This window comes from Chryseobacterium sp. P1-3 (genome assembly GCF_000738495.1).
GTDB lineage: Bacteria > Bacteroidota > Bacteroidia > Flavobacteriales > Weeksellaceae > Chryseobacterium > Chryseobacterium gallinarum.
The window spans coordinates 128,538-140,667 of record NZ_JPEQ01000010.1; the positions used below are offsets into that span (position 1 = coordinate 128,538).

A 12,130-nucleotide genomic window follows, 5' to 3' on the forward strand; every position below is an offset into this window, starting at 1 on the left:
TTTGATTACGGGAAGGGGTGATGAAAAACAATTCGTTAATCTATCCGTCAGGAATAAAAAAGGGAAAGAAATAATCTTAAAATAAGAAGCATGAGGTCCATTGGTTATGTTTTATAATTGATGACAATTAACTTATCAACCAGTCTTTAAAGTCTTTAACGCGATCCCTGCTTACTGTAATTTCTTCCTGGGGCTGAAAACTGAGATCCACTTTATAATAAGGTGATGTATGAATGTTTTTTATATAGTCAGAATTGATAATAAACTGTCTGTTGACACGAAAAAATTTTTTTATCTTCCAGAATATCTTCAAGCTCTTCCAATGTGAAATCTGAAGGATATATCCGCTCTTCCGTCTGAAGATAAACAATCTTGTTTTCACTGAAAAAGCAGCTTACTTCGTGTGTCTGAACAATTTTCAGATTGTATCCGATTTTTACCAGGATTCTTGAAAGGATGGATTTTTCTTTTCTGATCAGCTGCTTGATATCCCGGGATCCGATATCATGATTAGCCGGAATAAAGGATTTAAATTTTTCAACAGCACCGGCAAGATCCTCTTCAAGAATTGGTTTCAGAAGATAGTCGATACTGTTTAATTTAAATGCTTTTAAGGTATACTGATCAAACGCTGTCGTATAGATAATGAAGCCTTTGGTGGGAACTTTTTCAAAGATATCAAATGAAAGCCCGTCTCCCAGAACAATGTCTGAAAAGATAAGCTGGGGATGTTCATTTTCAGAAAACCAGGTTACCCCTTCTTCCACTGATTCTATTTTAGCAACCACCTCTATTTCAGGAAAGTTACTTAACATCCTCTCTAATTTCCTTGAAGCTGGCTTCTCGTCTTCAATAATCACTGTTTTGATCATTCTCTATGGCTTTGGTTTTCAGATTTTAAGAAAATAAAGGTAACTAAAAGACTCCGGGTTTAAAAATCTACAGGCTCTTTTGTTTTTTTAAGTTCCTTTTCTAAGATTTCCTTTTCCCATTTGTCATCTAAAACAAAAAGAGAAAATGCTTTAATGATAAGAATAATCGCCCAAATGGCAAGCAAAAGACGTCCCCCGAAAAACCTGTGATGAAACCCGTTATCTAGCCAATTATTACCAATGATAATTGCTGTGACAATGCCGAACCATACAAGGTTTTTATAGAATTTTTTCAATTGCTGAACTTTGCCGTATGCAGTATCGTAATCCATGATCTAAGGTTTTTTAAAGTTATAATAAGGTTTTTCTTTTTCTTCTTCCATCAGTTCCCTGATCTTTTTTTTCTTCCCAGCTTTTTCCAATTCCGAAAACACTGACAGCATGAAATGCTATCCCGATACCCCAGCCCAACATCGGCCATAGGAACCATAAATATCCGGTTGTAGTCATAAGATTCAGAAAGGCCAGAAAGGGAATAACAATACAAAAAGAAGTAAGGTTTTCGTAGAACTTCTTCAATTCTTTTACTTTTTTTGCTGCTCTTTCATAGGAAGCAGTTTCTTTATTTGATATTTCCATAATGTAATGTTTTAAAGGTTATTGCTGTTTTTTCCTGATTCAAAGGTAGGCTGTATAATAGCCTTACATCAACTTTATGTTACCGAACGGTAGATTTTTTTTCCCGAATGGTAAAAATCTGGAATTACTGAAACAATTCTTAAAAAAAAATAACCCATTATCCTGTTCCTGGTATCTCTTATGTTAACTAATATATAAAAGAAATCCATTTTTTAGTCCTTTTCTGATATTGGATATACTCATTTCCAAACCTTCCTATCAAACCTCTCTCTTCATCTGCGATCCTCCTTTCAAAGGCCAGAAAAAATACAAGAGGGCCTATTAAGAGTGATAACCAATTATTTAAAGCCAGACCAATTCCTATAAGACCGATAAGCATTGCCGTATAAGAAGGGTGCCTGACTTATCTGTATACTCCGTTTGTTATCAGCAGATGATCCTTTTTAATGGTAAGATCCATCGTGAAAAAGTTTCCAAGATTTCTTATAGCCAATGCTCTTAGTAAAACTCCACCTATAAACACTGCCAGCCCGAAATATCTGAATTCAATGATGTCACTAATAGGAAGTTTTATAAGTATTGAAATCAATACCGGATTTATTCGTGTGAAACAGGCAATAATCCAAAGCCTTTGAAGACCTATTTTATCTGTTACTTTTTGATCTCCGTTTCCGGAACGCCGGAACCTGAGGTAATAATATTCGATCAGGGACCAGACAATAATCCCTGTGTAGATAACGATGTCTAAGGTTTTCATTATTTGCAGTTTTTGGTTTTTTAAAATTAACCAATCAATACAAATAATCATTTATATTTAAAAATTCATTTATTTCAAAATCGTAATATATCAACAGAAGACAGGATCTAAACTAATAGATAAACGGAATCAGTTTCTTTGTATTCTTTCTGTATTGAATATATTCATCTCCAAATTGTTCTATCAGAGCCTGTTCTTCAATGTTGATCCTGTGTGTAAAAGCAAGGAACGGGGGAATAACCGCGAAAGCCATTGACAGCCAATTATTCAGATATAAGCCAAGCCCAAGAGATGTCAGCAGGGAAAAAGTATAAGAAGGATGCCGTATGTATTTATAAAATCCTCCTTTTTTTAATTTTATGGCCCTGTTTAATGGTAACATCCACTGTAAAATATTTCCCAAGGGACCTGATAATGATAAATCTGAAAATAATACCGATAAGAACAAACCCTTCTCCTGCATAATAAATCCAGCTTCCACCGGCAATCGGCAGTGTGGTCAGGTGGGAAACCAGCACGGCTCCCAGGATGGAAAAAGGAATAGCAAACCATAAAATATTAAGAGTGGATTTGTCTTTATCTTTTTTATCTTCCTTGCCGGACTTCAGTATATTTTTGTATAAAAATTCACTGACAAACCAAACGGCCATAGAAACTGCAAATAAAACCTGGAGCACATTCATTGGATTATATTTATTATTAATGGTGTATTACCTTGTATGCTTTCCTTCTTATTTCACCCTATCTTCATATTTATCAATCAACTCATTAATTTTTTTTATCTTCCCAGTTCTTTCCCAGAAAGAATCCCGGAAAAAAAACGGTAAATCCGTAGAAGATCTGGATAGCTCCCCAAACAACCGGAACAATAAAATACTCTATATGCCAAATGCTTTCCCCGGGTTTCAAGCCTTCATAATTAAGAAACAGGAGGAATATATTTACTGCTACATAAATAAAAGCAGACATATAAAACCCTTTGATTCTTTTCACCATTCTTTTTGCTTCCTGGTAGCGGATATCGTTTTCACTTAAATTTCTCATAGTTTTATCGTTTACTTTGTTTTTCAAGAATTTCTCTGATCTTCCTGTCCTCCCAATTTTTTCCTATAGCAAAGACACTGACTCCGTGAGCGATCACTCCTATTCCCCAGCCGAACATCGGAAAATAGAACCAGATATGTTTTGGGTTGGTAAGAAGGTTAATAATAATCAGAAAAGGAATAACAATACAATAAGACGTAAGGTTTCCATAAAAGCTTTTAAGTTCTTTCACACGCTTTTTTGCTCTTTCATACGCCAGGTCTTCATTTTCAGGTTTAATGCTGACTATATTAGGTTTATTGGAAAGCACCGGAAGTTTTACTTTAAAATAGTCTTCAGACTTTTCAATGAATACATTTTTTTTTGGTAAGCAGGGAATAACGCTGTACAATATTGGCAAGTCCAATGCCCGAACTTTCTTTGATCTGCTCTCTTACCTGAAGGTTGTTTTCTATACAAAGCGTATCATTTTCCGAAAAGATTCTAATGATCAGGGGTTTTGAAGATGTTGCAAAGTTATGTTTAATACAGTTTTCCAGCAGCAATTGCAGAGACAGGGGCACTACGTACCTCCGGAGGTCTTCCTGGCGTATCTCAAAAACAAAATCTACACTGTCTTCAAATCTTGTTTTTAAGAGGTCACAATAAGTTTTTGCAAATTCGATTTCATCCTCTACGGTTACCAGCTCTTTATCTTTTTGTTCAAGTACATACCGGTAAATTTTTTGACATCGAAGCAGTAAACTTTTTGTGCTTTTCCCGGGTTCTCATCAATCAGAGCGCTCAGAACATTCAGAGAATTAAAAAGGAAATGGGGATCCAGCTGATTTTTTAAGCTTTCAAACTGAGCATTCGCGGATTTGGCAATAAGCTTCTGTTCCACTACTTCTTTCCTTGAGGTTTTTCTTAGTTCTTCCATAAAGCCTTTAGCATGAAGGAACGCTGTGATCAAAAGAGCAATATTGATCATAAACCAATTGGTAAAACCATATTTCGGTGAGAAAAATTCTTCTGCAGTGGCAGTTTTCTGAATGACAACATAATTCATATAATTACAGAAATACACCAGAATAAAATTCCCGATTATGATGGAAACAATACTTAAAACGGCTCTTGTCCGGGTTGCTTCAGACCATGGGAATCTTTTGTTGAGAAACTCATTAATCACTCCGTTTCCCACTCCCAATACAAAGGTGTACATCACTGAAAGCAACATGGTTATCATAAAGGCCCTGAAAGTCTTTTCGTGATTAAAAAACAAAAAGAAAAACAATGTTGTTCCCAGCGATATCCAAAGTAAAATGATGATATTTTTACGTCTCATGATCTGTTCTCTTAACTCAAAATTAGCTTTTATTAAAGGTATCAAAAATTATTTTCTTACCGAAAGGCGGGTTTTTATAACCGAACCGCATAAAAAAAGCCTTCACTGGATGAAGGCTGGTTTTTTTATTTAGTTTTTTCTGCAGGAAGGCTTATAAAATATTCCGCTTCGGATTTACCCCAATTGGGATCTAAAGCTGTTTTGGGTTTATAGGAATTAAACCTGGCTAATGCCGTTTTAAATTGCTCTATTCCTTTTGTTTTACTTCCACCATACTGTTCCGGAGTAAAGTAGGTATCTTCTGCTTTAATCAGGGCAATCCTTGGATTAGCCGGATCCAGTTTTTCAGCTACATTGAGTTCTTCCGCCGCTCTCACCCCATCAGTCATATACCGTTGTTGTGGGTTCACCATCATTCTTAAGGAAAAAGCCATTTTACGCAACAAATGAATTTCCGCATTATCTGCTCCGGCAAGGTTTTGTGCTGTAGCCAGATACTTTTCCGCCTGACCAGCTATGGCATCCAGTTCCTGCATATTTCCGTTTCTCATCAGTACCCTTCCTTTTTGAATGGAGGCAAAAGCTGCATAATAAGCAGGAAGCCATTGTGAGCTTTCCTTACTTCCTATTCTCTGAAAATCATTGGCAAGGGCCTGAAAATCTTCCGGGGTTTTGCACGTCTCGATTTTAGCAATTTTTTCAGTCATTATTTTTTCATAATCTGCCTGTGCAAAAGCTGTTAAGCTTACCAGAACTAAAGCAAAGCTTAAAATGTATTTTTTCATTATATAATTTTTTAAAAGTTAGTTATAATAAATATCGAAGTTATGCTTTTATAAATTATTATTGATAGCATCCTGTGTTTTATCTACTCCAAAACTGATAAAGGCTCCTACAAACACAAACGTATTTACCGGAGGAACTACGGCTGAACTACGGGATCCGTCTACAGAAAAATTATATCCATATACATTCTTTGATCCTAAAATATTGGAAATACTTAATACAAATACAGTAAACGCTTTAGCACCCTTTTTACCAAGATTCGGGAGATAATTGATACTGAAATTGAGAGCATTATAATCCTTTAAACGTCCTTCATTCCTGATATAATTAACCGGGGTTGCATTGTCAACCGTAGTAACGATATCGTAATAAGGACGTCCTTTGGCATAGGTGTAGGATAGATTTACTCCCATTTTCCATTCGGGAATGAATCTCTTTAGTACGGCTGAAAGAGTATGCTCAGCAGCAAAACCGGGTTTTAAGCTTACCGGATAATTCAGAAAATCCCTTTTCGAATCCAGGAAGGAGTATGTAATCCAGTAATCTATATTTTCAAATGTTTTTTTATTATCCCTCCAAAACAATTCAAGGCCTTTGGCATAACCATATCCATCATTGCTGAATGCTTTCAGGATCTGCTGATTCTGTTCTTTTCCAGGGGTTATCGTAAAAGTTTTAATCAGATCATCATATTTTTTGTAAAAGGCCTCAAAACGCAGGCTCCGGCCTTCTGAGCTCCTTTGGATCTGGAAAATATAGTGCTGAGATTTTTGAAATCCAAGATAGGCAGGTCCATTAATGTATCTGCTCTCGGGGTTTTGATAGAAAAGACCATAAGCAAAACTGGTTGTCCAATCCTTGGCAAAACGGTAAGCCAGAGCAAAACGTGGAGCAATATTACTTTTATCCAAAAAAAATGAATTCTCTGCCCTTATTCCTATTTTTGCGGATAGGGCATTGCTGAAACCCAGGTCAGTTTCTATAAAAGCAGAAGAAATCAAATCTTTATAATGCTTGTTCACTGCTTCAAAACTTAACTTCTCATCGGCATTATTCAGTTCAAAACCTCCCCTTACCGCACTTATTTTATTAATTCTTCTTTCCAGCACGGCCTTGAAATTGATATAATTTCCGTCTGTTAAAAGTCTTGTCTGCCCCGATTCAACATTGTCGGTTTCAGTAGAAAATTTAAGGTCTGACCTGTTATAGGCATAGGATGTGCCCGCATTGAACAGGTATTTTCCAAATTTTTGTCTGAAAGATAGATTGTGATAAGTATTCTGTCCTTTTAATCTCACTAAAGCGAAATCATATCCGGATTCCAGACTCTCCGTTTTCACTCCCATTGTATTGGAGTTGTACATCCCGTAATATTTAAAAAAGCCTCCGGATTTGGTTTTTATTCTAAAATTAAAATCACTGTTCAGGCCTTGCGGAGCACTGATAAAATTAGTATTGAAATTAAATACTTTTTGCATCAGGCTTAAAAGAGAATAGCCCGCAGAAGCTCCATAAGAGTAGTTTTTATTGTTCCCTAGCTTTTGAAACCCCGCACTTAAAAAAATAGGAGAAACCCCGAAATTGTATGAGCTTTGATCCGGAAGGTCTACACTTTCCAGCATCAGTGCTCCCGATAAGGCTTGCCCGTATAATGCAGAATATCCGCCACTTGAGAATATATTCCCTTTAAAAAGAGAGGTATTAAACTGGTCTCTACCCGCAATTCCCGGTATTGAATTGGAAAAATAATTATTGATGAGACTCCCGTCCATAAAAATCTTAGATTCCGTAGCCGTGCCCCCTCTTATAAACAGCCCTTCCGATTCTCCAACCTTTTGTACACCGGGAAGATAATTTAAAGCTGAAGAAATCTGTCCGTCTGCGCCTGCGGTTGTATAAATATCAATGGGAGTAAGCAACGCGGTTGCCCTTTTCCTGTCACTGGCTTCAATAGAGCCTGCAGAAACCACTACTGCATCAATTTCGCTGATCTGTTCTTTAAGCTGGACACTCACTATAATCTCCTGGCTATCAATATTTATACTTTTTTCAACTTCTTCATATTTAGGATGGGTAAATGTCAGGATATGGGTCCCCTTTTCCGCAGTTTCGAAAGAAAAATTTCCCTGGGCATCCGTAGTAGCTCCATCGTAGGTATTTTTCAAGGTAACATTTACTTCATTGATTCCTTTGTTTTTAAAGATCACCTTACCGGATATCTTTATCTGGGCATATCCCATCATAAAAGCCAGAAAAAAAATCAGAAGCAGTATTTTTTGCCCTAGTGTTTTCATAGGTGTTATTGTTTTCCGGATCAAAAATAATCTGAAAAACTACTCCTGTAAAAAAAAATATTACTGAAAGGCATTCTTTTGTTCCCGAGTGGGAAATCACTGGATACAGCTACAACTTCTTTTTTCTGAACAGTTCCCGGAAGGATCGTTTGTTCAGTTGGGAGGGACTGAAACCTTTTACATTGAAAACTTATCCAGAATAATTTCTTTAGTTTTAATGACCGGGTCATTTGAGGCAATACAGCTAAGATATTGTTCATCAATAAAAACTTTTTTTTGTAAAAAATTTTTTACCATCAATACTGCACTCATTATGTAAAATTTCAAAAGAGTCCAAAGGAATCATCATGCCGTCACCATGCGCTTTTATCACCGCCTCTTTTTCTGTCCAATAGGTAAAGAAAGTATTGATTTTGTCAGCAGAACCATCAACGTTCTCAAATTCTGCCGGTGTCATTTGAAATTTAAAATCCTGATAGTTAATCGAAGGGTCAGAAAATTCAACATCGATTCCAACAGGAAAATCCGAGATAGCACAGGCAACCAGGTTTTTGGAATGTGATATATTAAAGTAAATATTATGCTCTTTCAGGAATGGTTTATGACCGGATAAAAAGCCAATTTCAGCATCCTCAATATTGTAATAGCTTTTCAATCCGTGTCGTAACAGGACTCTTCCCAGGAGTGAAAGTTGAGCATCCTGCCATCTCCTGTATTTCAGGATTTTATTTTTAAAGGCTTCGGAAAAAGTATTTAAATACCGGCATACAAGATCCTGATGCTTGTCTTCGCTGATAAAAGTATATAAAATGACCATATGTTTACCGGGGAATGAAATCCTACAACTGGAGCTATTCTATTTTTTACTAAAATTAAAAAAATATCGTGAAGGAAATAAAAAATTCTTTTTTAACCTTCATCTTTATCCTTTTGAAACGAAGCTTATTCCGGCTTTACTCATGAAAAAAGCATCAAATCATAAAGCCCTTTGGAAAATCTTTTATAAATTTATCATAAAAATCACTTTAAATCATTTAAAAATGAAAGTACAAACATTAGCATTATTGGCAGGCTGCGCATTTTTAGCCGCTTCATGCGGTACAACAAAAACGTATGCCGTAAACGCCAAGAGCGGAACACAAACCGGAGGAACAGCAAAGTTTACCCAACAGGGAAATGAAGTGATCATGAAGTTGGATATCACCAATCTTACTCCTGGAATCCATGCAGTACACATTCATGAAAAAGGAGACTGTTCTGCAGCAGACGGCACTTCTACAGGAGGACACTGGAATCCTTCTAAAAACGACCATGGAAAATGGGGAGCTGAACACTTCCATATGGGAGACATCGGAAATTTAGTTGCTGACCAGAACGGAAATGCAACATTAACTTTCAAGACCGATAAATGGTGTATAGGCTGTACCGATGAGTCTAAAAACATTATCGGGAAAGGCCTTATTGTACATGCCGCAGCGGATGATTTCCATACCCAGCCTACAGGAAATGCAGGCGGACGTGTGGGATGTGTAGAAATTAAGTAATCTTTCTGTTACAATAAAAAATCCGCTAATTTTCATTAGCGGATTTTTTATGTTATGATTTTGCTCCCATATCTGATACAATATTCATTGCTTCCTGGAGATAAAGATCTTTTTTAAGATTTTTAATCCACATCTCAGATTTTTTCTTGAAAGCTTCATCTTTTTTCTCTCTTTCTATTTCACTTGGATACATCACAAACTGAAGCCCATTCTCAAATTTGGTTAAAGCCTTGAATTTTTCAATCTGAGATTTTCTGTGTTTCATCAGCTCATTGAATTTATTGATATTCAGCGTAATTGTTTCTTCTTTATCCAGTTTTTCCCTCCACTGGGCAGATTCCAGTAACAACTGATAATTACTGTTTTTAGCCATTCTGTCTGCACTTGCCTTTTCCAGTGCCTGAATATTGAAATAATTCAGTTTCTGGAATTTTGTAGCCGGAATTTTGTCCCATGCTAATGCAAAATCATCATAGCGCTCTCCTACCTCAGCATAGGTAAAGAAGTCTTTCATCTGTATATCGGAAACTATCCCTTTTCTCTGTGTAGATTCTCCAGTCACTCTATAGAACTTCTGTATAGTAAGCTTTAAAGAACCAAAATCATCTTCCGTATTCAGGAATCTGTTCAGGTCAACAAATGTCTGTACGGTACCTTTTCCGAAAGATTGTGGGGATCCAATGACCATAGCCCTGCCATAATCCTGCATTACACCTGCTAAAATTTCTGACGCTGATGCTGAAAGCTCATTTTGCATGATCACAAGAGGACCTGCCCAGATCGGAGCTTCATATTTGTTCTTTAAGGTCTGTATTTTCCCGTTTCCGTCTTTTACCTGAACATAAGGGCCGGCATCCATGAAAAGCCCCATAATATCCCCTACTTCCGTTAAAGAGCCTCCCCCGTTATTTCTAAGGTCAAGAACAATTCCTTCAATATTCTGGGCTTTAAGTTTAATGATCTCATTTTTAATATCATCTGAAGCATTCCTTCCTTTAGAGTTTTCAAAATCTGCATTGAAGCTTGGTAAATTGATAAAGCCATACTTTTTCCCGTTCGGGGCATTTACTACAATACTTCTTGCAAAAGTATCTTCAATAGCTACTTCTTCACGGATCATAGTTACATCCTTTATCGAACCGTCTTTTTTCTGAACGGTAAGGGTAACCGGGGTTCCTTTTTCTCCTCTGATCAGGCGCACAGCTTCATCAGACAGCATTCCCACTACATTCACAGCATCATCTTTAGGCTTGGATTTTACCTTTAAGATCTTATCTCCTTCTGAAAGCTGTTTGGATTTCCATGCCGGTGCACCAATGGTAAGGGCACCCAAGTAAAGATTTCCTTTTTTCTCCTGAATAATGGCCCCGATTCCAATTACTTTTCCTGTAAACTGAGTATCAAAATCTTCTTTATCTTTTGGAGAGTAATAGTTGGTATGAGGATCAAATACTTCAGTATATGCATTCATATACACAGTAAACCAATCCATTTTCTTTCTTTTCTTAAATCTGGTAAAGGTATCTTTTACAAGATCTTTCACTTCATCAGTTGCTTTTTTTATTTTCTCATCAGGCGTTTAAAATTTTCAGCTTGATGGTATCTTTAAGCTTATATTTCTGAATGGAATCTTTTTTCTCTTTCTGAGCTTCTTCCTTACTGTTCATTGATTCAATTTCCTGAAGAATATTGTATTTAATAAACTTCTTCCATTCATTATACTGTTCCTGCTTATTGGCTGGAGTCTTTTTAAGTTTCGGCTCAAGAGTAAGGGTTTCATCTTCCTGTAAATTGATCGGCTTGCTGAAAATATCCTGTGTGATTTTATCAATCTCATCCACCCTTTGATATAATCTGTCGATAGTGAGCTTATAGAAGCTAAGATCTCCCTGGCTGATGTAATCATCAAGTTTTGTTTCATGCTTGCTGAATTCATCCATATCAGATTGCAGGAAATATCTTTTAGCAGGGTCTACCAACTCGAAATAATGCTTATAAACGTCTTTCGAATAGGCATCATTAATCGTTTTCGGGCTATAATGCAGATAAGAAAGTGTATTTTTTACGCTCACCATTATTGTTTGCATCTTTTCATCGTCATTCTTTGGCGAGTTGAAACAAAACATTAGACTGGTTAATGGAATTAGGAGTAAAAATTTATTCAGTTTGAAATTTTTCCACATAAACTGTCTTGTATTTATTATTTTTTAATCTAAGTATTGTAATTAGTAGCAATATTGCTGGTGCTGTTACAAACGATCAAATTTAATACCTTATTTATAAATACCGAATAGTTTTGGCTATTTTTATTAAAATAATAAGCACTATTTCAAACATATCCTATGATCAGGAGCTTTTATCTGGATAACAAGGCTGTAAATTGCCGCCTGTTTTACTTTACAACGAGTTAATTTTTATTTAAAAATCAAAAATAAGATGTAAGAAAAATATAATTTATACTATAAAAGGCATAAAATATGCTGGTAATTAATCATATAACTTTAAATTGTATTGTCATGAGAAGTCTATTATGGTTAGTCGCAGTAATCTGCATCGTTGTTTGGCTTTTAGGAATTGCAGGAGTAATTCCGGGAATCAGTACAGGATATTTAATACACATTCTGCTGATAATCGCCATTGTTGTGATTCTTTATAATATCATTACAGGCAGGAAGCCACTTGATTAATTCAGTTTATCATCAAAAAATTCATCCGATTTTAATATCAGGCTTTAACAGATGTTTTATTTCAGCTGTAGTATATCGATATTATCCAGAAAATAAAGCATCTGTGGAGTACTGATGTTTTTTTTACCTTATATCCGTTATTCCATCTCCTGTCTTTTACTTTCCCGACTCATTTTTTTAGAT

The 12,130-nt window shown here is 36.0% G+C and carries 14 protein-coding genes and 3 pseudogenes; 2 read left to right on the top strand and 15 right to left on the bottom strand.

From position 1 onward, the window contains the following. Positions 1-127: 127 nt before the first annotated feature. From HX13_RS14830 to HX13_RS14885, 14 genes and pseudogenes are all read right to left on the bottom strand, one after another. Positions 128-872: pseudogene (locus tag HX13_RS14830) on the bottom strand (LytR/AlgR family response regulator transcription factor). Positions 873-931: 59 nt separating this feature from the next. Next, positions 932-1,204, bottom strand: coding sequence for a 2TM domain-containing protein (locus HX13_RS14835; RefSeq protein ID WP_050021744.1), 273 nt, complete (start codon positions 1,202-1,204; stop codon positions 932-934). 19 nt (positions 1,205-1,223) lie between these two features. Beyond that, on the bottom strand, positions 1,224-1,511 hold the full coding sequence (locus HX13_RS14840; protein ID WP_238555379.1) for a 2TM domain-containing protein: 288 nt from the start codon (positions 1,509-1,511) through the stop codon (positions 1,224-1,226). Positions 1,512-1,698: 187 nt separating this feature from the next. Beyond that, positions 1,699-2,319: pseudogene (locus HX13_RS24500) on the bottom strand (methyltransferase family protein). Between the two features lie 61 nt (positions 2,320-2,380). Next, the gene (locus HX13_RS24505; protein ID WP_238555380.1) at positions 2,381-2,650 is read right to left on the bottom strand and encodes a methyltransferase family protein; all 270 of its coding nucleotides are present in this window, start codon (positions 2,648-2,650) and stop codon (positions 2,381-2,383) included. Beyond that, the gene (locus HX13_RS24510) at positions 2,601-2,951 is read right to left on the bottom strand and encodes a hypothetical protein (RefSeq protein WP_238555381.1); all 351 of its coding nucleotides are present in this window, start codon (positions 2,949-2,951) and stop codon (positions 2,601-2,603) included. Before HX13_RS24510 ends, HX13_RS24505 begins: the two co-directional genes overlap by 50 nt. An 85-nt stretch (positions 2,952-3,036) precedes the next feature. Then, complete coding sequence (locus HX13_RS14860; RefSeq protein WP_128572437.1) at positions 3,037-3,312, bottom strand: 2TM domain-containing protein; 276 nt, start codon at positions 3,310-3,312, stop codon at positions 3,037-3,039. Between the two features lie 4 nt (positions 3,313-3,316). After that, positions 3,317-3,718, bottom strand: coding sequence for a 2TM domain-containing protein (locus HX13_RS24515; protein ID WP_238555382.1), 402 nt, complete (start codon positions 3,716-3,718; stop codon positions 3,317-3,319). After that, positions 3,657-4,052 (bottom strand): sensor histidine kinase, encoded by a 396-nt coding sequence (locus tag HX13_RS24520; protein WP_316931328.1) that lies wholly within the window; start codon positions 4,050-4,052, stop codon positions 3,657-3,659. The genes HX13_RS24515 and HX13_RS24520 overlap by 62 nt, the downstream gene beginning before the upstream one ends. Beyond that, on the bottom strand, positions 3,992-4,636 hold the full coding sequence (locus HX13_RS24525; RefSeq protein WP_238555383.1) for a histidine kinase: 645 nt from the start codon (positions 4,634-4,636) through the stop codon (positions 3,992-3,994). The genes HX13_RS24520 and HX13_RS24525 overlap by 61 nt, the downstream gene beginning before the upstream one ends. A 125-nt stretch (positions 4,637-4,761) precedes the next feature. Further along, the gene (locus HX13_RS14870; protein ID WP_050021748.1) at positions 4,762-5,421 is read right to left on the bottom strand and encodes a hypothetical protein; all 660 of its coding nucleotides are present in this window, start codon (positions 5,419-5,421) and stop codon (positions 4,762-4,764) included. 48 nt (positions 5,422-5,469) lie between these two features. Beyond that, positions 5,470-7,716, bottom strand: coding sequence for a TonB-dependent receptor (locus tag HX13_RS14875; protein WP_050021749.1), 2,247 nt, complete (start codon positions 7,714-7,716; stop codon positions 5,470-5,472). 20 nt (positions 7,717-7,736) lie between these two features. Further along, positions 7,737-7,976 (bottom strand): hypothetical protein, encoded by a 240-nt coding sequence (locus HX13_RS14880; RefSeq protein WP_050021750.1) that lies wholly within the window; start codon positions 7,974-7,976, stop codon positions 7,737-7,739. Then, on the bottom strand, positions 7,976-8,533 hold the full coding sequence (locus tag HX13_RS14885) for a 4'-phosphopantetheinyl transferase family protein (protein ID WP_050021751.1): 558 nt from the start codon (positions 8,531-8,533) through the stop codon (positions 7,976-7,978). Before HX13_RS14885 ends, HX13_RS14880 begins: the two co-directional genes overlap by 1 nt. 223 nt (positions 8,534-8,756) lie before the next feature. On the opposite strand from HX13_RS14885, the gene HX13_RS14890 reads away from it, so the two are divergent. Next, positions 8,757-9,260 (top strand): superoxide dismutase family protein, encoded by a 504-nt coding sequence (locus HX13_RS14890; RefSeq protein ID WP_050021893.1) that lies wholly within the window; start codon positions 8,757-8,759, stop codon positions 9,258-9,260. A gap of 52 nt (positions 9,261-9,312) precedes the next feature. Here HX13_RS14890 and HX13_RS14895 read toward each other — a convergent pair. Continuing rightward, positions 9,313-11,443, bottom strand: a pseudogene (locus HX13_RS14895) (carboxy terminal-processing peptidase). 333 nt (positions 11,444-11,776) lie between these two features. Here HX13_RS14895 and HX13_RS14900 point away from each other — a divergent pair. Then, on the top strand, positions 11,777-11,947 hold the full coding sequence (locus tag HX13_RS14900; RefSeq protein WP_050021894.1) for a lmo0937 family membrane protein: 171 nt from the start codon (positions 11,777-11,779) through the stop codon (positions 11,945-11,947). Positions 11,948-12,130 lie beyond the last annotated feature (183 nt).